This window comes from Actinoplanes sp. URMC 104 (assembly GCF_051386375.1).
GTDB lineage: Bacteria > Actinomycetota > Actinomycetes > Mycobacteriales > Micromonosporaceae > Actinoplanes.
In genome coordinates, this window is sequence record NZ_JBPQTO010000012.1 from 50,719 (window position 1) to 72,363 (window position 21,645).

The following is a 21,645-nucleotide window of genomic DNA, read 5'->3' on the forward strand; positions in this document are numbered from 1 at the left end:
CAGTGTTCAGTCGAGGTCGACCATGCCGTTGTCCTCGATGTGATCCACGTCGGGGTCCCGTCTCAGGGCCTGGATCTGGGCGTCCGTCATGGCACCGCCGAAGACGTTGATGCCATCGAGTACGCACTGGGGCGACACCCCCGCGCGTGCAGCCACGGTGAGCGGGTCACCGCTGCCGCGAACGCTGACCAGATACTCACCGTGGACGCGCCGCTCCGGTGGCGTCCGGAAATGCGGCGCGAGCCGGTCGTGGTCGAACTCGATGCGTTCGACATCGGGATCCTCGGGAAGTGCCGGGCCCCCGGTCGCCGCCGCCCGCTCCAGCTGGTAGCCGGTCAGCGGGACGGCGAAACCCCAGGAGCCGAGGCGGTACAGGTCAACGGGATCGATGCGATGGCGGCTGAGCACCTGGTACGGGTCGGGAACGCCAGGCTTGCAGATCACGAGGTAGTCGTTGCGGGCAGCGCGCCTGGCGAACAGCACCTGCAACGCGTCCGGCTCGGGTTCCGGCTCGTGCCCGGCATTGTTCAGCTTCTCACCGAGGTCGTAGCCGAACTCGCGAGCCTTGGCGACGAGGTGCGCCGGGGGGCGGCCGCACTGCCGCGCAGCTGCGGCGAGCGTCGTTGCGGACTCGTGCACGCTACGGACGACCGGTTCGACATGATCGTCCCAGGGCAGGTAGGCGTTGGGATACTCGGCGCGCACCGAGTCGTGATCGGCGGGCAGCTCCTGCACCGTGACTCGGGCCGAACGAACCGAGCGCGTCGGGATGTTCTCGAACCCTCCGGCCGGATCACGAACGAAGACGAAATCCGGTGTCAGGGTCACAAAATGCGCCGGGTACGCCCGCGTCTCGCCATCGTCCCGTTCGATCTCCACGACGTACGGCAGATGCACCGTGGAGTCGGGCCAATCCGTCACCGTTGCCCCCTGCGCGGATCGTAAATCATGAATGGTAGGGGGACGCCGTGCCAGCGGGTGACGACGACCCCCGTCGGCTGGGAACGCCACGGCGGGGCGGGTGGCCGCCCCGCCGTGCCCGGCGTCGCGGTGACCTCAGCGGGCCGGCGGGGCCGTCAGCTCGGCGTGCCGCACCTTGTAGTCGCCGCGCGTCACGAGAGCGAAGGGCGCCGGCGCGAGGCAGGTGCCGATCCGCGACGGTCCCCATTCGCCGGCCTCGTTCTGGTCGATGCTGGCGTCCCAGGTGAACCCGACCCGGTCGCGGCGGGGGCCGCCGTCCTGAATGCTGAAGCCGACCCGCTTGCCGACGAAGTCGGCGGCCGGCTCGTCGGCGCGGGTCACGATCGCGGTCAGCGTGGCGTGTCCGGGACTGGTCATCAAGCAGTCGACGGCGGCCTCGAACCGCACGGTGAGGTTCTTCGCGGCGACCCAGTGCGAGACCCGGACGGTGCCGGTCGCATCGGCGGGGCCGCCGTGCTCGCCGCCCTCGACGGGGATCGGCCGGCTCCACGGGACCGAGCGGGCGTCGAAAGAGAACGAGCGCACGTCCGCGTCCTGCCCGTACGGCAGCACGAACTCCGCCGAACCGATCACCCGTGCCCCACCGCGGTCGGCCGCTCCCGCGGGGGCCGACGCCACCGCCACGACCACCGCTGCCGCCGCGGCGCCCCACCCGAGTGTCCTTCGCATGATGTCTCCCTCCGATCCGGCCGCGGTGCCGCGGCCTGCCTGGCGTCCACGATCGCCGAGGAACGACCGCAATCGATCCCCCTGGGGAGGGAGAGGGCTCCCTCCGGGGCGGGAGAACGGCGGGAAACGGCGGGCCGCGGCAAGGGGGGAAACAGCCGGAACGGATGGGCCGAAGCGACGGTTCTTCGGATGCGCCGGGTCCGCTTCGATGGGCGCATGATGTCCGGGAGCGTGACGGCGGGAGTGGCCGGCGAACTCGAGCTCGTGGTCGCCGCCTGCCTGGCGGCGGACGACTCCGCGGGGGCGCTGACCCCGCGGGTGGCGGCGCTGCGCCGGGCCGCGGTCGTGCACGAGATCCGCGAGCCGACCCCCGACCGGGGGCTGGTGCGGCTCGCGGCCTGGGTGAGCCTGCTGCGCTTCGACGCGTGCGACATCACCGCGGACCGGGCCGGGGCCGAGCGGGAGTTCGCGCACGCGCTGCGGCTGTTCCTGCTGGTCCGGGCGGTGCGGCCGGAGCTGGTCGCGGCGCCGTTCCGAGCGCTGTTCGAGCGGACCACCGATCCGGGTGACGAGCGCGCCCTCGCGTACGTGCTGATCGAGGACGACGACGCGGACGCCGACGAGCTCGAGATGGCGGCCCGCCTGCTGGAGACCTGTAATCTGCCGGGGTGAGAGCGGCCGTCCGCAGCCTGCCCGCGACGCCCGGCGTCTACCGGTTCCGCGACGAGGGCGGCCGGGTGCTCTACATCGGGCGCGCCACGCAGCTGCGCAGCCGGGTCGGCTCCTACTGGGGTGACCTTCGTGACCGCCGGCACCTGCGGCGGATGGTGCCGCTGATCGCGCGTGTCGAGGCGGTGGCGTGTGACTCGGTGCACGAGGCGGCGTGGCTGGAGCGCAACCTGCTCGAGCGCTCCAAGCCGCGCTGGAACCGGATCCGCGGCGGCATGGAGGCCGCGGTCTGCATCCGGGTGAGCGAGGACGCCGGGATCACGCTCGTGCACTGGCCCGCGCCGGGCGACGACGCGCACACGTTCGGGCCGTACCTCGGCGGCGCGCAGGGGCGGCTCGCCGTGTCCGCGCTGGACCGGGTGCTGCCGCTGCGCTACACCCGCGAGCGTCTTGACGGCGGCCTGCGCGACCTGGCCAGGATCCGCGGGGTCGACCCGTCGCAGCGCGCGGAGCTGCTGGCGGCCGTTCTCGCGGTGCTCCGGCGGGAGGAAGAGGCACTGGAGGCCGTACGGGGGAAGCTCGTCGTCCTTCGCGACCGGGCGTCGGCGAACCTGGCCTTCGAGCTGGCGGCCCGCATCCACGAGGAGATCGACGCGGTCGACTGGATCGCGGCGGAGCAGAAGGTCACGCGGCTGCGGTCCGTCGGGGACCAGGACGTGTACGGGTGGTCGGACGGGCTGCTCGTGCGTTTCCGCATCCGGGGCGGGCGCCTCGACGGCTGGGAGCAGCGCACGACCTCGCAGCGCAACGCCCGCCGCTACCTCGACCTGACCCCGCCGGCGTGGGTCGCGTTCGCCGCGCGCAACGCCGAGCTGGCCCGCGAGATTGCCGCAAGTCACGTGCCGTGATGGAGTGAGCACGCGCGGACATCGAGGGGGATCCATGGACAAGCCCTGGGCGGCGGGAACGTTCCTGGGCAGCCTGCCGGCGGAGGTGGCCACGGCCCTGGTGCGCGACAGCGTGCGGCGCAGCTTTGCGGCGGGCCGCACGCTCCTGCGCGAGGGCGCCCGCGACTCGCACGTGTTCCTGCTGGTGGCGGGCTTCGTCAAGGTGACCACGTCGGCCGAGGGCGTCGAGACGCTGCTGGGCATCCGGCTGCCCGGCGAGGTGGTGGGCGAGATCGGCGCGCTGACCGGGGAGCCGCGCAACGCCACGGTCGTCGCGTGCGGCCCGCTCACGGTCGGGCAGGTGAGCCGTGCCCAGTTCGAGGCGTTCCTGAGACAGCGCCCGGACGCGGCGGCGCTGATCGCGGCGGCGGTCGCCCGGCAGCTGCGCTGGGCCAACCGGCGGCGCACGGACTTCGCGGCCTTCCCGGCGCACCTCCGGCTGGCCCGCCTGCTGGCCGAGGTGGCCGAGGTGTGCGGCCGGCCGAGCCCGGACGGCGCGGTCGAGCTGCTGGTGCCGCTGAGCCAGACCGACCTGGCCGCGATGATCGCGATCGCCCCGGCCACCATCCAGAAGGCCTTGCACGAGCTGCGCGACGACGGGCTGATCAGCACCGGCTACCGGCGCATCACCGTCCTCGACCCGGCGCGGCTGCGCAAGACCGCGGAGCTGTAAGAGTCGGAAAAGCGCGATCCCCTACCAGTAGGCGATCTCCCGCGGCGAACCCACCCACCATCGGGCGTACGGATTTCCGACCCGGGGAGGGACGATGGTGCCACGGATCGCGGGGCACGCGCTGATCGGGCGCGACCAGGAGCTGCGGCGGATCGGCGGCCTGCTCGACGACCTGCCCGCCGGGCGGCCGACCGTGCTGATGCTTCAGGGGCCGCCCGGCAGCGGCCGCACCCGGCTGCTCGACGAGACGGCGCGGCTCGCCCGCGCGCGCCGCATGACCGTCTTCGCCGAGCCGGAGTGGTCGGGCGCGGTCGGGTCGCGGCAGGTGCTGCGCTCCGCCGCCGACCATCCGGGGCCGCTGGTCTTCCTCGCCGACCACCCCCGGCGGATCGACCCGCGCGCGTGGACGGTGCTGGACCTGCTCGCCGGCAGCGCGCCCGTGCTGGCCGTGCTCACCGGCCCCGCGGACGGCGCGCTGCACCTGCCCTCCGCCGACGTCCATCGCGTACGGGTGGCGCCGCTGCCCGCGCAGGCCCAGGCGGAGCTCGTCCGGCGGACGCTCGGCGCCCGTCCCGACCCACTGCTGATGGACCTGTGCCGGGTCGCCGCCGGCCGCCCGGCCGCGCTGCGCGAGCTGCTCGCCGGGCTGGACGAGGACGGGTTGCTCACCGTGGAGGGCGGCTGGGCGTCGCTGCGCGCGTCGCGGCTGCCCCGCCGCACCGAGGCGGCCGTGCGCGGGCAGGTAGCCGCGGTGTCGGCTCCGGCGCGGCACCTGCTGCAGGCGGCCGCGACCGTCGGCGTGTCGTTCCCGTTGCTGCGCCTGGCGAACCTGCTGGGCGTCGGCCCGGTGACGATGCTGCCCGCGCTGGAGGAGGCGCTGGAGTCGGGGCTGCTCGGCGGCGACGGCGAGCTGCTCGCGTTCGGCCACGACCTGGTGCGCGCGGCCGTCGAGTCGACGCTGCCCCGCCCGGTCGCCGCGGCGCTGCGCGCGGAACCGGCGCGCCGGCAGCCCCGCCGTACGCCCGCGCCGGCCCCGCGCCGTCCCACCGGCGAGCCCGGCTGGGACGCGCTGAGCCCGCGCGAACGGGAGATCGCCGACCTGGTCGGGCAGGCGCTGACCAACCGGCAGATCGCCAGCCGCAGCGGGATCAGCACGCACACGGTCAACTACCACCTGCGGCAGATCTTCCAGAAGCTGGGGATCGGCTCGCGGGTGGAGCTGGTGGCGCTGTGGCACCGGCGAGCCCGGCGGTCGACGGAGTGACGGCACAGCGCCGGGCGGCCCAGTCGAGCGCGAGCCGATGGTCGTGCGGGGTGAAGTCGGCCGTCGCGTCGGCGACCAGGAAGGTCTGCAGGTCGTGGGCGTACGCGTCGGCGGCCGTGCACAGGCAGCCGACGGAGGCGAACACGCCGCAGACGATCAGCTGGTCGCGGCCCAGCGCGGCGAGGCGTTCGGCCAGGTCCGTCCGGAAGAAGGCGCTGTAGCGGTGCTTGACGACGATCTGGTCGAGCGGGCCGGGCGCCAGCTCGTCCACGATGTCCGCGGCGCCCGGGCCGGCGGCCGTCATGCCCGGCCCCCACAGGTCGTGCAGCAGGCCCCGCTCGGCACGCGTGACGGTCGGCGGCTGGACGCTGTAGAGCACCGGCATCCCCAGCGCCCGGATCCGCCGGATGTTGGCGATCAGCTCGGTCGTCGGAGAGCGGCCCGCGGGCAGCATGTCCACGAAGTAGCGCTGCATGTCGTGGACGAGCACGGCGGCCCGGCCGCGGTCGGGCCGCCACGACGCCACGGCCGGCGTCGGCGGCGACGGCATCGGATAGGGCTGGGTGCGCACGGGTCGCTCCTCTCAGACGTGCAGCGCGGCGCCGCCGTCGACGTAAAGGTCGTGCATGGTGATGTGCCGCGCCCGGTCGGAGGCCAGGAACGCGACCGCCTCGGCCACGTCGGCCGGGTCGGCGACGCGGCGCAGCGGGATGCCCACCCGGAACTGCGCGGGCGAGCCGAGCACGGGATCGCCGCCGAGGCCGCGCAGCATCGCGGTGTCGGTCGAGCCCGGCGACACCACGTTGCAGCGCACGCCGTGGCGGGCCAGCTCGAGCCCGAGGCAGCGGGTGAGGTGCGCGGCGGCGGCCTTCGAGGCGGCGTACGCGGCCAGGCCCGCCCGCGGCACCCCGGCCGCGTTGGAGCCGACCGTGACGATCGACCCGGCGCCGCGCCGGGCCATGCACGCGCCGACCGCCCGGCCGAGCCGGAACACGCCGGTCGCGTTGACGTCGAACACCTCCTGCCACTGCGCGTCGGTGGTCTCCAGGGCCGGCCCGGCGTGCAGCACGCCCGCCACGTTGACCAGCACCGCGATCGGCCCCACGGCGTGCTCGACGTGCCGGACCGCGCGGTCCACCGAGGCCGTGTCGCGCACGTCCAGCGCCAGGCCGGACGAGCGGTCACTGGCCACCACCCGCAGGCCGTCGCGCTCCAGCGCCCGCACCACGGCCGACCCGATCCCCCCGGCCGCGCCGGTCACCAGCGCGACGCGTCGCCCCGTCATGCCGCTGCCCGCCCGTAGAGCCAGTCGTGGCCGTCCGGGCCGGCCGCCGCGAGCCGATCGTCGCGGGCGCGCTGCGCGGGCCCGTCGGGCAGGTGCAGCTCGCGGATCCCGGCCGAGCCGGCCGCCGCCACCCGGTCGACGCGCGCGGCCCGCGCGGTCTGGTAGCCCTCGAGGCCCTCGGCGAGCGCCTCCGCGTCCTCCAGCGCCAGGCAGGCGCCCTGCGCCAGGAACGGCAGCACCGGGTGGGCGGCGTCGCCGAGCAGCACGATCCGCCCGCGCCGCCACGCGGGTCGCGGCCGGTCGAGCAGCGGGTGCCGCCCGAACCGCCCCACCGAGGTGAGCAGGTCGCGCACCGACCGGTGCCACCGCGGGAAGCCCGCGAGGACCTCGCCCGCCGGAACACCGCGCGCGGCGGGCGGCGCCGTCGGCTCCGGCACGACGGCGACCACGGCGGAGCCCGCGTCCCCGTCGAGCGGATAGCTGACCACGTGCCGTCCCGGCCCGAGCCGCACGACGACGCGGTCGCTGCGGGCCCGGACGGTGCCGCGGAAGGCGACGAAGCCGCTGGAGCGGGGCCGGTCGGCGAGCACGGCCCGGCGCACGACCGAGTGCAGGCCGTCGGCGCCGACCACCGCGTCGGCGGTGAGCCGGGTGCCGTCGCCGAGCAGCACGACGGCCTGGTCGCCGCGGTCGGTGACGCCGACGCACGGCGTGCCGAACCGCACCTCGGCGTGCCGCTGCGCCGCCTGCAGCAGCATCCGCGCGAGCGTTGCGCGGCGCAGCGCGTAGTAGGGGCTGCCGTGGCGGCGCACGGCCTCGGCGCCCAGCGGCACCGTCGCGATCGGACGGTCGTCGCGCCAGCGGCGCAGCTCGCGGGCGACCGGGCGGGCGGCCTCGCCCAGCGGGCCGGCGAGGCCCAGCCGGTGCAGCACGGCCGAGCCGTTGGGCGCGATCTGGATGCCGCCGCCTGCGGGCGACAGCACGGGGCTGCGCTCGACGACGAGACAGTGGACGCCGCGGCGGCCCAGGGCGGCGGCCGCGGCCAGCCCGCCGATGCCGGCGCCGACCACCACGATGTGCGCGCTCATCAGTAGTACTCCAAGGCCTTGTCCCAGTCCTCGTCCGCGCGGAACAGCCCGCGCGGCTTCACCACCTCGGGCTCGGCGGTCAGCAGCCGGTGCGGCACGAGGGTTCCGGCCGGCAGCGCCTCGACGACCGCCTCGATCCCGTACGCCTTCCCGAGCGCCTCCTCGAGGTCGCGCCCGGCGGCGGGGTCGTCCGCCTCGATCTGCACGAGCAGCCCGCTCCCGCTCCCGCGGGCGCGCCAGAACAGCACGCCGTACTCGGCGGGCAGCCCGAACACCAGGTCCTCCACGTCGCCCTGGGCGAGCTCGGCGTCCCCGGCGCGCACCGTCCACGCCGAGCGGCCCAGCACCCGTACGACCGGCAGCGCCCAGCCGCACGGGCAGTCCGGATAGGACACCTCCACCGCGTCCTCCAGGTCGTAGCGCAGCAGCGGCATCGCCTCCCGGTAGAGCGGCGTGACCACGAGCCGGCCGCGCCCCGCGGGGCTCAGCCGGCCGGTCGCCGGGTCGTGCACCTCGAAGACGGCCCGGTCGGCCCACAGGTGCAGCCGCCCGTGCGGGCACTCGCCTGCCAGGCTGCCGGTCTCGGTGGCGCCGTACTCCTCGACCACCGGCGCGTTCCAGACCTGCGCGATGCGCCGCTTCTTCGCCGGTCCCAGCGGGTCGCCGCCGACGAACAGCGCGCGCAGCGCCGGGAAGTCGCGGGCGGGTTCACGACCGGCGAGCCGGGCCGCGGCCGCCCACAGCAGCGTGTCGGTCGCCAGCGACCAGGTCAGCGTGACGCCGAGGTCGTGCAGCACCCGGACCACCTTCGCGTACGGCATGGCCAGCGACCGGTTGTCGGCGGGCACGACGGTCGCGCCGCGCGAGCGGGCGGCCGCGTGCGCCAGATGACCGGTGATCATCAAGGCGTACGGCGTGCGGACCAGGAACGTGTCGCCGGCCCGGATGCCGACGTGCTTGCGGGCGTACCGGTCGATCAGGTCCTGCCAGTCCGCGGGCGTGTAGTACGAGGAGGTGGGCGTGCCGCTGGTGCCGCTCGACTCGTGATAGGTGGCCAGCTCGGCGCGGTCGACGGCGAGCAGCCCGAACGGATAGGCGTCGCGCAGGTCCCGCTTGGTGGTCAGCGGGCAGCCGGCCAGGTCGTCCGGCACCCCGCGGCGGGCGTAGAACGGCGAGCGCCTCGCCGCCTCGAGCGTGCGGGGCAGCCGCTGTTCCTGCAGCCGCCGCAGCCCGGCGAAGTCGGTCCAGTCCCCCAGCCGGGGCAGGCTCGTCATGGTCGTGTCCCTTCCGCCGTTCGCAGCACCCGCCGCGCGTTGCCGCCCAGCACGGCGTCGCGGGCGGACGGGTCCAGGCCGAGCGACGCCACCTTGCACAACTCCACCTCCGGCTGCTGCAACGGGTACTCGGTGCCGAACAGCACTCGGCCGGGGCCGAGCCGGGCGACAGCGAGGCGCGCGGTGACGGTCAGGCAGCCGGAGAGCTCGGCGAGCACGGTGGGGCGGTCCGCGATCGCGGCCAGCCCCGCGAGGTCGAGCCCGGTGTGCCCGCAGTGCCCCCACACGAAGGTCACGCGCGGGAACCGGGCCGCCAGCGCGGCGAGATCGGCGGGCCGCGAGCCGGGCCGGGCGAGCGTGACCACGTACACCGGGTGCCCGGCGTCCCCGGCCGTGGCGACCAGCTCCGCCACCTCGGGCGCGTCGAGCCGTCCGCCGTGGACGGCCGGTGAGATCTCCAGGCCGCGGAAGTCGCCGGCGGTCTTCCGGTACGCCGCCCCGTCGCGCAGCGGGTCGGCGAAGAAGAACGGCAGGAGCCGGCCGCCCGAGCGCGCGCAGGCCCGCCGGACGCCCTCGTTGTCCGCGGCCACCTCGGCGCGCCCGCCCTCGTCGATCTGCCGCGCGAGCCGGTCGAGCGGCAGCAGCCCGCCCGCGCAGACCGCGGCCTGCCCGATGCCCGCCGCGTCCATCGCCGCCAGCAGCCGCGCCGGCTCGTCCGCGCCGGGGGTGAGCCGCGCGTGGAAGTCGAGGACCGTCATCGCTCGACGCACAGTTCGTCGATCGGGTAGCCCACGTGGCGTTCCCGGCCCGGCAGGTGGCCGAGGACCTCGTCGCCGCGGCGCAGCTCGGTCGTGTTGAGCACCGCGGCGCCCGGGCCCAGCACCCGTACGTGCCAGTCGTCCTGCACGATCAGGCTGACCGGCTCACCGTCCGGGGCGGTCGCGTCGATCGCGAGCAGCGGCCGGGTCTCGATCTTCACCCGGCCCACGGTGACCCGCCGCGTGCGCCCGTCCGCGCCGACCGCCAGCACGGTGTCGCCGGCGCCCAGCTCGCTGAGGTAACGGGTGTGCTCGGCGTCCGCCAGTGTGTACGACATGACCGCGCCCGCGTTGACCCGGAACGGGCGCGTCGGCATGTAGGGCAGCGGGTGCGTCTCGCTCACGCACAGCATCAGCGCCCTGGCCCACGAGCCCACCAGGATCCCCTCGTCCGGACCGAGCACCGAGCACGTGTCCACACAGGCCCGTTCCCCCGCGCCGACGTGCCGGATGCCCGTGACCGTGAGCGAAACCAGGTCGAGCCCGGGCGAGGACGCCCGCGTCAGCCCGGCGAGCCGGGTGGCGTCCCCGGGCGCGGGCGCGGTGAGCAGCACGCCGTCGGGTCCGTGCTCCAGCACGCTCAGCTGCACGAGCGCCTCGTCCACGCTCGCGGCCGCCGTGACGATGGTCCCGCCGCTGCGCGCCGCCGCGGCCAGCACGATCTCCATCGGGATGTTGGTGGCGTCGGCGAAGCTCAGCAACGTCACGCCGTCACGGCGCACCGCCGCGCACGCCCGCTCCAAACTCTCCCGGTCCACCACCTCGTGCCACTCACCGAACCGGACGCTGCGGCCCTCGCCCCCGTCCGCGGGCGGCGGCGGGCCCGCGGGGAGCAGCACCAGGTCGGCGGCGCCGAGGTCGCCGGCTGGCCGGTCGGCGGCGAGGGCCAGCACCCGCGTGACGGTCGGGGGCAGCCCCGCGAGGTCGGCCGGGTCGTCGGCGACGATCGCGTCGAAGCGCTGGTGCACGGCCTCCTCGCGCAGCGCCCGGCCGGCCTCCCCCGCGCCGCGGACGTCCAGCCAGCACAGCGTGCCGGTCACGACACACCCACCGGCGTGCGCGCCTCGTGCGCCAGCGCGGCCAGGCGACCGGCCACGGCGCCCGGGTCGTCGGCGGTGAACACGACCCGGCCCGCCGCGATCCCGGCCGCCCCGGCCCGCAGCGCCGACCCGAGGTGCGCGACCGCCGCCTCGCCGTCGCCCGCCGGGCCGCCCGCGGCGAGCACCGGCACGGGACACGCGGCCGTGATCCGGGCGACCGCGCCGGGATCGTCCGGCAGCGCGGTCTTGACCAGGTCGGCGCCCAGCTCGGCGGCCACGAGCAGCGCGTGCGCCACCAGGGCCGGATCGCGGCCGTCGGCGATCGCGGGACCCCGCACGTACATCATGGCCAGCAGCGGCACGCCCCAGCGGTCGCACAGCCCGGCGGTCGCGGCGAGGTGGGCGATCTGCCGGTCCTCGGTGCGCGAGCCGACGTTGACGTGCACGCTGACCGCCTCGGCGCCCAGCCGCAGCGCCTCGGCGACCGTCGCCACCGGGTACTTGTCGTCGGGGTCGGCGGCCAGCCCGGTGCCCGCGTTGAGGTGCAGGATCAGCGACATGTCGCGGAAGCGTTCCGGCCGCACCCGGCGCACCGCGCCCTTGTGCAGCACGACCGCGTCCACACCGGCGCCGGCGAGCCGGCCCAGCAGCCCGTCCAGCGTGCCGCGGTGGGCGAGCGGGCCGGCGCCGACCGCGTGGTCGAGCGGCACCACGAGCAGGCCGCCCGGGTGCCGCGAGAGCCGGCGCAGCCGCAGGCGCCGGCCGAAGGATCCGTTGCCGTGCACGATGGGTCACCTCGATTCGGCGGGGGTCGTTCCGTCCGTTCGCGACGCTAGCCACGGCGACGCGCGGCGGTCTCCTACTCGAACGGGTAGGCGGCGCGTTTCCGCAGCTCACCGACTCCTCCACCGATGTGGGTAGTTGCCGTTCCCGGCGCGGGCGCAGTGGGATCGGCCGATGACGTTCGACGATGTGCTCGCCTCGCCCGCGTTCGCGCTGCTGCACCGGCCGGACGCGGGCGACGGCCGGGTCGAGGTGCTCGCCGGCGAGGCGGAGACCGTGCCGGCGCTCGCCGGGCTGCCGCTGCCGGACGACGGGATCCTCGCCGTGGTGCCGTTCCGGCAGATCACCGGGAGCGGGCTGACCGCGGTCGACGACGGCACCCCGCTCGTGGCGATCCGGCCCCGGACCCGCTTCGCCGTGCCGCTCGCCGAGGCCCTGCGCGCACTTCCGCGTACGCCCGCAACCGGCGCCTCGAGCTTCGACGAGTCCGACGCCGCGTACGCCGACGCCGTGCGCACGGTTCTGCGGCGCAACATCGCGGGCGGCGACGGGCCGAACTTCGTGCTGCGCCGCACCTGCCGGGGCCGGCTCGCCGCCTGGTCGCCCCGCCACGCGCTGGCCGCGTACCGCCGGCTGCTGACGGCCGAGCGGGGCGCGTACTGGACGTTCCTCGTGCACTTCGACGGCCGCACGCTGCTGGGCGCCACCCCCGAGTGCCAGGTCCGGGTGCGCGGCGGCGTCGCCACGATGACGCCGATCAGCGGCACCTGGCGCTACCCGGCCGGCGGCCCGACCGCGGCGGGGCTGCGCCGGTTCCTCGCCGACCCCAAGGAGGCCGGCGAGCTGCTCATGGTGGTCGACGAGGAGCTCAAGACGATGGCCCGGGTCTGCCGGGGCGGCGGCCGCGTGCACGGCCCGCGGCTGCGGCTGATGTCCCGCCTCGCGCACACCGAGTACACCGTCGACGGACCCACCGACCTCGACGTCCGCGAGGTCCTGCGGCTCACGCTGCCGGCCCCGACCGTCACCGGCAGCCCGGTCGCGCGCGCCTGCCGGGTGATCGCCGGGCACGAGCGCACCGGCCGCGGCTACTACGGCGGCGCGCTGGCCCTCGCCGCCCCCGGCGACCTCGACTCGGCGCTGCTCATCCGCACCGCCGACATCGACGCGGAGGGCCGGTTCACGGTGGCCGCCGGCGCGACGCTGGTGCGCGGCTCCGACCCGGACGCCGAGGCCCGCGAGACCCGGGCGAAGGCCTCCGCGCTGCTCGGCGCCCTGCTCGGCGCTCCCCCGCCGCAACCACCCCGGCCCGTACGCCGGGTGCCCGTCCGCGCCGACCACGGGCTGTCCACCTTCTGGTGCGGCCCGCGGGCGCCCGCGCCGGAGCCGGCCGTGCGGCTGACGATCGTGGCGGCCGGGGACGACTTCACCGGCATGCTGGCGCACATGGCGGAGTCGCTCGGCGTCGCCGTACGGGTCGTGCCGTGGCACCGGGCCGGGGACCTCGACGGTGACGTGGTGCTGCTCGGCCCCGGCCCCGGCGACCCGCGCGACCGCACCGACCCCCGCGTCGGCGCGCTGCATCGGCTGGCCGGCGAGCTGCTCGCGCGGCGCCGGCCGCTGCTCGCGGTCTGCCTCGGCCACCAGGTGCTCGCCGCGCTCCTCGGCCTGCATGTCACCCGTCTGGGTGAACCCGCGCAGGGCGTACGCCGTCGGATCGTCCTGGATGGACGGTCCCGGCTGGTCGGCTTCTACAACTCGTTCGCCGCGCTGAGCTGCGAAGATCAACTGATGTCGCCGTACGTCCGGGGGCCGGTCCGGGTGACCCGCGACGCCCGCGACGGGGTCGTGCACGCGCTGGCCGCGCCGGGCATCCGATCCGTCCAGTTCCATGTCGAGTCGCTGCTCACCGAGGACGGGCCGGAGATCCTCGGCGGGATGCTCGCCGCCGTGACCTCACCATCCGATGATCGATTGGATTCGGGCGGCCCGGTACGGCAGGGTGCCTCTCGACACGTTCGATGCTGACCGGTCACCCGGTCGCCGGCCCCCACCCGCTCGGTGGGTCGGCGGGGTGCACAGCGGGTACTAACGTGGTCACCCTCCGGCGGGCTCGGAGGGCAGGGAGGTCGGATTGCTCGACGAGGGGCAGCGTCGATGACCGAGCGCATCGTCGGCCGCGACCGTGAGCTGGCGACGCTGCACCGGGCGCTGGACGACACGGCGGCCGGCGCCGGCGGCTGGCACGTCATCCTGGGGGCGCCCGGCATCGGCAAGTCCAAGCTGCTGCGGGCCGCCGGCGACTACGCGTTCGACCGCGACATCGCGGTGGCCGCGCGCGAGGCGTTCCGGCACGACCTGGCGGCGCCGCTGGTCACGCTCGCCGGTGCGCTGCAGGCCTGCAGCCCGCCCAGCGACGACTTCGCCTGGATGTCGGCCGCGGAGCACGAGACCGGCAACTACGCCCGGATCTACCGGCTGCGCGACTCGCTGGAGCAGTACGCCGCCCGCCGCCCGCTGCTCGTGGTGATCGACGACGCCCACTGGATGGACGAGCTCAGCGCGCTGGCGCTGCGCGAGCTGGTGCCGGCGCTCGCCTCCTCGCCGGTGCGCTGGCTGCTGGCCGGCCGCTCGCAGCAGACCGGCGCGCCCGGACGGCAGACGCTGGACTGGCTGGCCGAGCGGGGCACCGCGATCCGCCTCGACGTGTTCGACGACGACGCGTGCGAGCGGCTGTGCCGGGAGGTGGTCGGCGCCCGGGTCGACAACACCGTACTGGCGCTCGTGGCCGGCTGCGGCGGCAACCCGCTGCGGATCGAGCAGCTGCTCTCCGCGCTGCTGCGGACCGGCCAGATCGTGATCGCGGACGGGACCGCCACGGTGGTGGGCGACGACCTGCCGTCGAGCTTCGTGGCGACCGTACGGGAGATCATGGGGGTGCTGTCGCCGCCGGCCCAGTGGCTGCTGCGCGCGACGTCCGTGCTCGACCGGCCGTTCGACATCGAGACCGCGGCGCGCCTGGCGGGCGCCGAGCCGGCCGGGCTGTTCGACCTGATCGACGAGGTGCTCGACTCCGGGATCCTGGTCGACGACGCGGACGGCATGACGTTCCGGCACGACCTGGTGCACCAGGCCGTGCACAGCACGCTCGGCGCCGCGCGGGCGCAGCACCTGCACGCCCAGGCCGCCGCGCTGGCCCGCGAGCAGGGCCGGCCCACCGCCGAGGTCGCTGGGCACCTGCTGCGCAGCGGCCGCAGCGGCACCGGCGCCGCGGTCGGCATGCTGCGCGAGCGGGCCGCCGAGATGGCCACGAGCGCGCCCGGCGCCGCGGCCGACCTGATGCTGCAGGCGTTGCAGGCCCTGGGCGACGGCGACCCGGCGCGGCCCGAGGTGACCGCCGAGGTGGTGGGGCTGCTCGCGAAGGCCGGGCGCACGGCGCAGGCGCAGCAGCTGGGCGAGACCGCGCTGCGGGCCGGGCTGGCGCCGCACGTCAAGGCGTCGCTGCTGCTCGGGCTCGCGGAGGCGTCCAAGCACGCCGGGCAGAACCGCCGGGCCGCCGAGTACGCCGAGGACGGCCTGAGCCAGCCCGGCATCCCCGCGGCCGTACGCGCGCAGCTGCACGCGGTGCTCGCCCACGCCACCTTCTACCGCGACGACTACGCCGACGCCGACGCGGCGGGCGCGGAGGCCGACCGGATCGGCCGCGAGCACGACCCCGGCGCGGCCGTGTTCGGGCTGACCGCGCGCAGCCTGGTGGCGCAGGCCGAGGGCCGCCTCGACGACGCGCACGCGCACGCGGCCACCGCCACCGACCTGGCCGACAGCAGCGGTGGGGCGGCCCTGCACCGCCAGCCGCGCCTCTGGCTGGCGAACGCGCTGACCCTGCTCGACCGCTTCGACGAGGCCGACAAGGCGCTGCGCCGCGGGCGGCAGGAGGCCGACGCGCTGGGCGCCGCGTGGGCGCAGCCGCTGCTGCACTACTACACCGCCGCGCTGCTGAGCGCGCGCGGCGACCTCGAGGACGCGACGGCCGAGGCGGACGCCGGGGTCGCCCTGGCCGAGCAGCTCACCGCGTACCAGCTGACGGTTCCGCTGCTCGGCACGCTGATCAAGCTGGCCGTGCTGCGCGGCGAGCTCGACCAGGCGCGCGGCTTCCAGGCCCGGATGCGGGAGCGCCTCGACGCCGGGATCGGCGCGCCGCCCGAGGACGTCCGGTGGCCCGTCGCGACGCTGCTGGCCGCCGAGGGCGCCGTCGACCGGGCCGTCGCGCTGATCGCGGACGTCTACGACAACCTCGCCGCGCGCCCGGCCGTGATCGCCCAGGACGCCGGCGCCGGGCCGGCGCTGGTGCGGATCGCGCTCGCGGCCGGCGACCGCGGCCGCGCGACCGCGGCGCTCGACGTGACCTCGCGGCTCGCCGCGGCGAACCCCAAGTCGCACTCGCTGGCCGGCGCGGCGGCGCACGCCGCGGGGCTGATGCACCGCTCCACCCAGGACCTGCGCCGGGCGATCGAGGAGTTCCGGCGCACGCCGCGCCCCCTCGCGCTGGCCGCCGCGCTGCACGACGCCGCCCTGCTCGCCCGTGGCACCGACCGCAGCGCCGCGCGGGCCTGGTACGACGAGGCCGACGAGCTGCTCACCGCCGCCCGCGCGGCCGGCGCGCGGCGGCGGCTGGTGGCCGACCTCGGCAAGTGGCGCGGCGTGGCGCCCGCGCCGGCCGACCGGCCGCCGGAGTCGTGCCTGCCGCAGCTGTCCACCGCCGAACGCGAGGTCGCGCTGCTGATCGCCGGGGGGATGACGAACATCGCCGCCGCGCGCCGGCTGCACCTCTCGCCGCACACCGTGGACAGCCACCTGCGCAAGATCTTCCAGAAGCTCGACCTGCACAGCCGGGTGGAGCTGGCCACCGTGGTCGCCCGGGAGTGCCGGCAGTAATCCCGGACTTACGTGATGGCGGGCCGGGCCGGGCGACCTCAGCATGGCGGTAGGTGGACGCTTCCACCGCCAACGGGGACACCGGGAGCCGATCGTCATGTCCGCAACGCGTACGCCCGTGCTCGTCGTCGGGGCCGGCCCGGCCGGCTGTGTGCTCGCCCTGGAGCTGGCCCACCACGGGGTGCGCAGCACGGTCGTCGAACGCGCGCTGCGCCCGCCCGCGGATCCCGGGCTCACACTGGTCAGCGGCCGCGGCATGGAGCTGCTGCGCCGCCTGGGACTGGCCGAGCGGATCCGCTGCGAGGCCGTCGACCCGGACAGCCCGTCGGCGGTCGTGTGGAGCCAGGCGGTCGGCGAGCCCCCCGTGCTGATCACACCGGTGCCCTCGGCCAACGACCTGCGCCGCCGGTACGCGCGCCGGGCCGACGGCAGCGCGCCGGTGGAGCCGTACGCCCTGGTCGCCGGCACGGACCTGGCCGCGTGCCTGCGCGACGCGGTGCGCGCCCACCCGCTGGTCGACCTGCGCGAGGGCTGGACCTTCACCGACCTGCGCCTGGAGCCCGCGCGCACGTCGGCGACGGTGCTCGACGGCGCCACCCGTACCCGGCACGTCATCGAGGCCGAGCACCTGGCCGGCTGCGACGGGGCCCGGAGCACCGTACGCCGGTGTCTCGGGGTGCCGCTGGACGACGCCATGGCGCCCGCGCACCACTGCACCGTGTACTTCCGCAGCAGCAGCCTGCCGCACCCCTTCCCCGGGCCGTCGACGATCATCGCGGACGGCATGGCGCTGACCCGCCGCTCCGGCGACGACCTATGGATCGGGCACGTGCCGCTCGGCCCCGACGACGCGGCGGTCACCGACCCGCTCGCGCTGCTGCAGCGGTTCGGTGTGGACGCCTCCGAGGTGGTCGGCTTCGACCAGTGGCAGGAAGCGCTGGGCATCGCCCGCACCTACCGCCGGGGCACCGCCTATCTGGTCGGCGAGTCCGCGCACCGGTTCCACCCGCCCAGCGCCACCGTGGACACCTGCCTGGCCGACGCGGTCGACCTCGGCTGGAAGCTGGCCGCCGCGATCGGCCGGTGGGGCGGGCCGGGGCTGCTCGGCAGCTACGAGGACGAGCGCCGGCAGCAGGCCGTGCTGGAACGCGAGATGCTGTTCCGGTCGCTGGAGACCCGGCAGCGGTTCGGGCGGCTGGCCGCGGCCGGCGCCTCGCACGACTACCTGGCCGGGGTGCTGCGCGCCGAGCCACCGCAGCTGGACCCGGCCGGCACCTCGCCGGGCAGCGACCACGCCACGTCGGCGGTGGTGTGGCGCGACGGCACCGGGCCGGCCGCCACCACCCGCCCGGGCACCCGGCTGCCGGCCGTGCGCCTCGGCGGCGGCGAGCAGCTGTTCGACCTGCTCGGGCCGCAGCTCACCCTGATCGACCTGACCGCTGACGGCAGCGGCGCGCCGCTCGTGGACACCGCCGTCACACGCGGCATCCCGATGGCGTACCTGCGGATCGACGACCGGGTGCTGCGCGCGAGCTGGCGCAGCCGGCTGGTGCTCGTGCGCCCCGACCACTACGTCGCGTGGCGCGCGGCCGCTCCGCCGTCGCGGTGGGAGCTCGTGCTCGACGTCGTGACCGGCCACTCGCTGCAGGCCGAGGCGCAGGACCCCGTGAACGCGTGATGCGGCGGGCGCCGCCGCCCGGGGAGGCTCGGAGGGCGCAGGAACCTCCCCGCCTGTGCTGGGATCGCGACGAAACAGAGGACCGAGGGCGATGACGACGGCACCCGCGGCACCGCAGACCTTCGACCGCTTCGACCACACCGTGGTGGGCCGCTGGGTGGGCCGCCTCTCCGGCAGCACCTCCCCGCGCCGCAACCACTGGCGGACGAAATCCATCTACTACCGGGCCGCCACGCTGCTGCTCGAGGCCGAGCCGCGCCCCCCGCTCACCTGGAAGACCATCGTGGCGGCGGCCGAGGGCGGCTGCCGCAGCACGTTCTACGAGGTGGCCGGCGCCCACGCCCGCCACCGCATGGTCGACGACCTGATCAGCGACGGCGGCTGCGACTCGATCCAGATCGCGCTGCGCTACCTGCGCACCGACCCCGTCGAGCAGCTCATCGACGAGGCCAAGGTGTGGTCGTTCTGGACCGACCGCCAGCAGCTGCTGCCCACGCTGGCCACCGGCATGTCGCCCGAGGTGCTCGAGAGCGAGCTGACCGGCGCGCTGATCGCCTGGGCGGGCCGCCACCCCGCGCTCGCCGCCGCCGTCGACTGCACCCCGCCCGCCTGCGCCGTCGAGGACCTCACCGTGATCCACCGGGGACGGTTGTCCGGCACCCAGGCGGCCAACCGCCTCACCGACGTGCTCCGCGCGGCCCTGGACAGCTTCTGAGCCGCCGGTCGATCAGGTCAGGCCGTCGAATCGGGCGGGGTCGGACCAGCCCGGGTCGCTCGTGTCGACCGGGCAGCCGACGACGCGCAGGCGCTGCGCGAGCTGCTGACCGAAGACCGTACGGGCCTCCGCGGAGCCGTCCCGCAGGCACACGGCCTCGCGGCCGTCCAGGTCGGGCACCCGGCCGACGTCGCCGATCTCCACCAGGATCGTCCGGTCGGGCCTGAGCGCGAGCGCCCGGTCGGCGCGCAGCAGCACCTCGGTGCGGCCCTGCACGTCCGGCGGGGTGAGCACCACGACGGTGCCCGGGCCCGCCTCGAGCCCCGCGCCGACGACCTCGTCGCGCCGGGGCGAGGGCTTGCCGGTGCGGGCCACCGCGTCGGCCCAGCCGAGCGGGCGCAACCCGAGACCGCGCAGCAGCCCGAGAACGGCCTCACCGGCCCGGTTGCCGGGGCCGTGGATGACGAAGACCTCGCGGCCGGGCGCCGGGTGCGGCGCCGCGGCGGGCCGGGACGGGGTGGCGCCGCCGGTCCACAGCCAGGCCGCGCCCTGGAACGTCTTGACCTCGACGTCGGCCGGCGTGAACCGGTCGGCGGACAACCCGGGATAGCCCTCGCCGACCACGTCCTGATAGATGCGGTCGGAGACGATCGCGACCAGGTCGGCGTCCGGGTGGTCGCGGACCGCCTGCCGCACCGGGCCGCTGTCGAGCAGCCGCCCGATGCCGATGATGGTGGTGCCGGTGAACCCCAGCGACGCGGCGGTGAACGGGCCCAGCCCGGCAGACAGCCGCAGCCGGATGCGGTCGTGCGGGTGGGCGGCGTTGTCGGCCGCGAGCTGGGCGCGCCAGCCGTTGAGCAGCTGCGGCAGGGCCTGCGCGGCCGGCACGCGCGCCGGCAGCACGACCATGAGGCCGTCGCCGGCGGGCTGCCGGTCGGTCTCGGCCGGGTCCACGCCGAGCCCCGCGAGGACCCGGCCGGTCAGGGCGGCGACCCGGGACTGCACCTGCCGCTGCTGCGGCGTCGTGCGGGAGCTGTACGCGACCACGTCCACGCCGAAGCCGACGCGGTACTCGATGCGGGTGCCCGGCGGCGCCTCGGGCGCGGGGGCACGCTCGGGGCCGCCGATCACTGCGGACACCCGCTCGACCTGGTCGCGGGTCGCCTCGAGATAGGCGGTGTCGTCGCCGAGCTGGTCGGTGAGCCAGCCGGCGAGCTCGGCGTCGGCGGGCAGCGGCTCGGGCAGGGCCCTGGCCATGTTGGCGCGGGCGATCTCGACCGTACGGCGCATGCGGGTCAGCGCGGCCAGCGCGCCGGCCAGCTCGACGCGATCGGCGGCGATGTCCGCCGCGGCGCCGCTGCCGAGGTGCTCGACGGCCCGCTGCTGCAGCCGGGCGAGGTCGTGCCCGTCGCCGCGCACCCGTGCCTGGTAGCGCAGTTTCGCGGCGTGCAGCAGGTAGCGTCCGAGCGGCGGCAGCGCCGTGCCGCCGTCGCTCCAGGCGAACCGGCTCAGCTCCTCGTCCTCGCCCAGCCCCGCCAGCAGCACGATCCGGCGGGCGGCGTACGGCCCTGCCGCCGTGGTCTCCCACGCCGCGAAGCCGCCCACCTCGAAGCGCCGCTCCCACCAGCGGTCGGCGTCGTCCGCCCGGTCGGGCAGCTCGGCGCGCACCTCGGCCGCGCCGGCGTCGCCGGTCCTGCCGAGGTGGACGATCGCCGTGCCGAGCAGCCCCGCTCCCCCGCCCAGCGCCTCCCATCACCGCGTGAACTCCCGCCAGCCCGGCGCGACCGAAGCGCCGGGGCCCGGCAGGGCGTGCGGCGCCGCCATCGCCAGCGACACGTTGAGCACGTCGTGCTCGCGCCGGGCGATCGCCTGGAAGTCCGACCGTACGTCCTGCAGCGCCGCGACCGGGCCCTCGGCCGGGCCGTCGGGCAGCACCGTGGACAGTCCGGTCTCGCGGATCGGCTGCACCATGCCGAGCTGGTCCCGGCAGGCGGCCCACAGCCGCCGGACGCCGGCCAGCGCCGTGTCCGCGTCGGGCCCGTCGAGCGGCGCGAACAGGTGGACGACCAGCTCCGGCTCAACGAGGCTGCCGGCCACGCTCGTCCTCGGCCGTACGCGCGGTTGTCAGGGCGTGCACCAGCGCGTTGCGCCGGTCCAGCGTCCGCGGCGGGATTCCCGTCGTCGTGCGCGTGCCGATGCGCAGGATCCGCACCGGCCCGCTGACCTCCAGCTCGGCGACCGCCTCCCGCAGCTCGGCGGCGTCGCCGTCCGCCAGTGCCCGCTCGATCCGGTGCAGGGTCGCCTCGACGTGCTCCCACCGCTGCGCCGACATCTCCCACAGCACCAGGTCCTGCAACACGTCGACGGCGTCCCGGACGGTCTCGTCGTCCCAAGCCATGCCGGGACTCTAGCCACCACCTCCCGCGGCCGCTCTCCCCCGATCCTCCGACCCGTTCCGGCTGAACCGCCGTGCCGCTACCGCGGCCTGCACCTGCGCAACGCTGTCGTGCGCGGCCGCCTCGACCTGGCCGGCATGACGGTGGAGTTCCCGCTGCGCTCGCCGGCTCGGTGCGCTTCCGCAGCGCCACCGTGCGGGCGGACGGCGCGACCTTCGACCATCCCGGGGGCCCGGTCCTCTCCCTGCACCAGTGCACGATCGGCGGCTCGTGCGCCTCGTCGACGGCTTCTCCTGCACCGACCAGACCGCACCCGTCGGCGCGACGTCTGCGGCGAGGGCCGGGTCCGGTGCTTCGCCCGGCGCTGTATGCGGTCGAAACGATGGTGCCGCTCGTCCCGCTGGGGCAGCGGACCACCTGGTACGCCAAC

At 76.1% G+C, this 21,645-nt stretch carries 18 protein-coding genes and 1 pseudogene; 8 read left to right on the forward strand and 11 right to left on the reverse strand.

The features are described from left to right. Positions 1 to 6 precede the first annotated feature (6 nt). Positions 7 to 921: a hypothetical protein gene (locus ACSNN8_RS39120; RefSeq protein WP_436655728.1), complete on the reverse strand. Its 915-nt coding sequence runs from the start codon at positions 919 to 921 to the stop codon at positions 7 to 9. A gap of 135 nt (positions 922 to 1,056) precedes the next feature. Next, positions 1,057 to 1,650 (reverse strand): hypothetical protein, encoded by a 594-nt coding sequence (locus ACSNN8_RS39125; RefSeq protein WP_436655730.1) that lies wholly within the window; start codon positions 1,648 to 1,650, stop codon positions 1,057 to 1,059. 231 nt (positions 1,651 to 1,881) lie between these two features. Here ACSNN8_RS39125 and ACSNN8_RS39130 point away from each other — a divergent pair, with 231 nt between their 5' ends. The 4 genes from ACSNN8_RS39130 (at position 1,882) to ACSNN8_RS39145 (ending at position 5,203) form a co-directional block, all read left to right on the forward strand. Beyond that, a complete protein-coding gene (locus tag ACSNN8_RS39130) occupies positions 1,882 to 2,322 on the forward strand; it encodes a hypothetical protein (RefSeq protein WP_436655732.1) in 441 nt (146 codons plus the stop codon). Next, positions 2,319 to 3,227 (forward strand): GIY-YIG nuclease family protein, encoded by a 909-nt coding sequence (locus tag ACSNN8_RS39135; protein ID WP_436655734.1) that lies wholly within the window; start codon positions 2,319 to 2,321, stop codon positions 3,225 to 3,227. Before ACSNN8_RS39130 ends, ACSNN8_RS39135 begins: the two co-directional genes overlap by 4 nt. A gap of 34 nt (positions 3,228 to 3,261) precedes the next feature. Continuing rightward, positions 3,262 to 3,939, forward strand: a complete 678-nt coding sequence (locus ACSNN8_RS39140) for a Crp/Fnr family transcriptional regulator (protein ID WP_436655736.1) — start codon at positions 3,262 to 3,264, stop codon at positions 3,937 to 3,939. Positions 3,940 to 4,033: 94 nt separating this feature from the next. After that, a complete protein-coding gene (locus tag ACSNN8_RS39145) occupies positions 4,034 to 5,203 on the forward strand; it encodes a helix-turn-helix transcriptional regulator (protein WP_436655738.1) in 1,170 nt (389 codons plus the stop codon). Here ACSNN8_RS39145 and ACSNN8_RS39150 read toward each other — a convergent pair. The 7 genes from ACSNN8_RS39150 to ACSNN8_RS39180 are packed head-to-tail and all read right to left on the reverse strand — an operon-like array spanning position 5,103 to position 11,493. Beyond that, positions 5,103 to 5,774, reverse strand: coding sequence for an isochorismatase family protein (locus ACSNN8_RS39150; protein ID WP_436655740.1), 672 nt, complete (start codon positions 5,772 to 5,774; stop codon positions 5,103 to 5,105). The genes ACSNN8_RS39145 and ACSNN8_RS39150 overlap by 101 nt on opposite strands. 12 nt (positions 5,775 to 5,786) lie before the next feature. Then, positions 5,787 to 6,488, reverse strand: a complete 702-nt coding sequence (locus ACSNN8_RS39155) for an SDR family oxidoreductase (RefSeq protein ID WP_436655742.1) — start codon at positions 6,486 to 6,488, stop codon at positions 5,787 to 5,789. Then, positions 6,485 to 7,576, reverse strand: coding sequence for an FAD-dependent monooxygenase (locus tag ACSNN8_RS39160; RefSeq protein ID WP_436655744.1), 1,092 nt, complete (start codon positions 7,574 to 7,576; stop codon positions 6,485 to 6,487). The genes ACSNN8_RS39155 and ACSNN8_RS39160 overlap by 4 nt, the downstream gene beginning before the upstream one ends. Next, positions 7,576 to 8,850: an AMP-binding protein gene (locus tag ACSNN8_RS39165; RefSeq protein ID WP_436655746.1), complete on the reverse strand. Its 1,275-nt coding sequence runs from the start codon at positions 8,848 to 8,850 to the stop codon at positions 7,576 to 7,578. The genes ACSNN8_RS39160 and ACSNN8_RS39165 overlap by 1 nt, the downstream gene beginning before the upstream one ends. Beyond that, on the reverse strand, positions 8,847 to 9,608 hold the full coding sequence (locus ACSNN8_RS39170) for an amidohydrolase family protein (RefSeq protein ID WP_436655748.1): 762 nt from the start codon (positions 9,606 to 9,608) through the stop codon (positions 8,847 to 8,849). The genes ACSNN8_RS39165 and ACSNN8_RS39170 overlap by 4 nt, the downstream gene beginning before the upstream one ends. Continuing rightward, positions 9,605 to 10,708, reverse strand: a complete 1,104-nt coding sequence (locus ACSNN8_RS39175) for a 3-dehydroquinate synthase II family protein (protein WP_436655750.1) — start codon at positions 10,706 to 10,708, stop codon at positions 9,605 to 9,607. Before ACSNN8_RS39175 ends, ACSNN8_RS39170 begins: the two co-directional genes overlap by 4 nt. Beyond that, a complete protein-coding gene (locus tag ACSNN8_RS39180; RefSeq protein WP_436655752.1) occupies positions 10,705 to 11,493 on the reverse strand; it encodes a 2-amino-3,7-dideoxy-D-threo-hept-6-ulosonate synthase in 789 nt (262 codons plus the stop codon). Before ACSNN8_RS39180 ends, ACSNN8_RS39175 begins: the two co-directional genes overlap by 4 nt. 172 nt (positions 11,494 to 11,665) lie before the next feature. On the opposite strand from ACSNN8_RS39180, the gene ACSNN8_RS39185 reads away from it, so the two are divergent. The 4 genes from ACSNN8_RS39185 (at position 11,666) to ACSNN8_RS39200 (ending at position 18,819) form a co-directional block, all read left to right on the forward strand. Continuing rightward, positions 11,666 to 13,519, forward strand: a complete 1,854-nt coding sequence (locus ACSNN8_RS39185; protein WP_436655754.1) for a chorismate-binding protein — start codon at positions 11,666 to 11,668, stop codon at positions 13,517 to 13,519. 129 nt (positions 13,520 to 13,648) lie between these two features. Continuing rightward, positions 13,649 to 16,426: a helix-turn-helix transcriptional regulator gene (locus ACSNN8_RS39190; RefSeq protein ID WP_436655756.1), complete on the forward strand. Its 2,778-nt coding sequence runs from the start codon at positions 13,649 to 13,651 to the stop codon at positions 16,424 to 16,426. A gap of 97 nt (positions 16,427 to 16,523) precedes the next feature. Continuing rightward, the gene (locus ACSNN8_RS39195; RefSeq protein ID WP_436655758.1) at positions 16,524 to 18,104 is read left to right on the forward strand and encodes an FAD-dependent monooxygenase; all 1,581 of its coding nucleotides are present in this window, start codon (positions 16,524 to 16,526) and stop codon (positions 18,102 to 18,104) included. A 91-nt stretch (positions 18,105 to 18,195) separates the two neighbouring features. Continuing rightward, on the forward strand, positions 18,196 to 18,819 hold the full coding sequence (locus ACSNN8_RS39200) for a hypothetical protein (protein WP_436655760.1): 624 nt from the start codon (positions 18,196 to 18,198) through the stop codon (positions 18,817 to 18,819). Between the two features lie 12 nt (positions 18,820 to 18,831). On the opposite strand, the pseudogene ACSNN8_RS39205 reads toward ACSNN8_RS39200, so the two are convergent. Next, positions 18,832 to 20,916: pseudogene (locus tag ACSNN8_RS39205) on the reverse strand (CATRA conflict system CASPASE/TPR repeat-associated protein). Further along, positions 20,897 to 21,217, reverse strand: a complete 321-nt coding sequence (locus tag ACSNN8_RS39210; RefSeq protein ID WP_436655762.1) for a CATRA system-associated protein — start codon at positions 21,215 to 21,217, stop codon at positions 20,897 to 20,899. Before ACSNN8_RS39210 ends, ACSNN8_RS39205 begins: the two are co-directional and overlap by 20 nt. Positions 21,218 to 21,645: the final 428 nt, after the last annotated feature.

Coding starts and splice junctions, on each gene's coding strand:
- ACSNN8_RS39125 (WP_436655730.1), bottom strand. CDS start 1,650: ATGCGAAGGACACTCGGGTGGGGCGCCGCGGCGGCAGCGGTGGTCGTG.
- ACSNN8_RS39140 (WP_436655736.1), top strand. CDS start 3,262: ATGGACAAGCCCTGGGCGGCGGGAACGTTCCTGGGCAGCCTGCCGGCG.
- ACSNN8_RS39145 (WP_436655738.1), top strand. CDS start 4,034: ATGGTGCCACGGATCGCGGGGCACGCGCTGATCGGGCGCGACCAGGAG.
- ACSNN8_RS39155 (WP_436655742.1), bottom strand. CDS start 6,488: ATGACGGGGCGACGCGTCGCGCTGGTGACCGGCGCGGCCGGGGGGATC.
- ACSNN8_RS39160 (WP_436655744.1), bottom strand. CDS start 7,576: ATGAGCGCGCACATCGTGGTGGTCGGCGCCGGCATCGGCGGGCTGGCC.
- ACSNN8_RS39165 (WP_436655746.1), bottom strand. CDS start 8,850: ATGACGAGCCTGCCCCGGCTGGGGGACTGGACCGACTTCGCCGGGCTG.
- ACSNN8_RS39170 (WP_436655748.1), bottom strand. CDS start 9,608: ATGACGGTCCTCGACTTCCACGCGCGGCTCACCCCCGGCGCGGACGAG.
- ACSNN8_RS39185 (WP_436655754.1), top strand. CDS start 11,666: ATGACGTTCGACGATGTGCTCGCCTCGCCCGCGTTCGCGCTGCTGCAC.
- ACSNN8_RS39190 (WP_436655756.1), top strand. CDS start 13,649: ATGACCGAGCGCATCGTCGGCCGCGACCGTGAGCTGGCGACGCTGCAC.
- ACSNN8_RS39195 (WP_436655758.1), top strand. CDS start 16,524: ATGTCCGCAACGCGTACGCCCGTGCTCGTCGTCGGGGCCGGCCCGGCC.
- ACSNN8_RS39200 (WP_436655760.1), top strand. CDS start 18,196: ATGACGACGGCACCCGCGGCACCGCAGACCTTCGACCGCTTCGACCAC.
- ACSNN8_RS39210 (WP_436655762.1), bottom strand. CDS start 21,217: ATGGCTTGGGACGACGAGACCGTCCGGGACGCCGTCGACGTGTTGCAG.